This is a genomic window from Microbacterium sp. MMO-56 (assembly GCF_037146215.1).
Classification (GTDB): Bacteria; Actinomycetota; Actinomycetes; order Actinomycetales; family Microbacteriaceae; genus Microbacterium.
The window spans coordinates 1-223 of record NZ_JBBCVW010000061.1 but is presented as its reverse complement, the minus strand read 5'-3'; the positions used below and the strand labels follow the sequence as shown (position 1 = coordinate 223).

Here is a 223-nt window from a genome sequence, read left to right as displayed (position 1 = left end):
GGGGAAGCTCGCAGCGAACGCGGTCACGACGGAGAAGATCGGGGCGCTCGCGGTCACTGCGGCCGAGGTCGCGGCAAGCGCGATCACGACGGCGAAGCTTGCCGATGGTGCAGTGCAGACGGGGAAGCTCGCAGCGAACGCGGTCACGACGGAGAAGATCGGGGCGCTCGCGGTCACTGCGGCCGAGGTCGCGGCAAGCGCGATCACGACGGCGAAGCTTGCC

1 protein-coding gene is annotated in these 223 nt (G+C 70.0%); it reads right to left on the bottom strand.

Going from position 1 to position 223, the window contains the following annotated elements; translation table 11 throughout:
• Positions 1 to 207: hypothetical protein (locus tag WFI00_RS17770; RefSeq protein WP_336642392.1), on the bottom strand; the 207-nt coding region annotated here is incomplete at its 3' end.
• Positions 208 to 223: the final 16 nt, after the last annotated feature.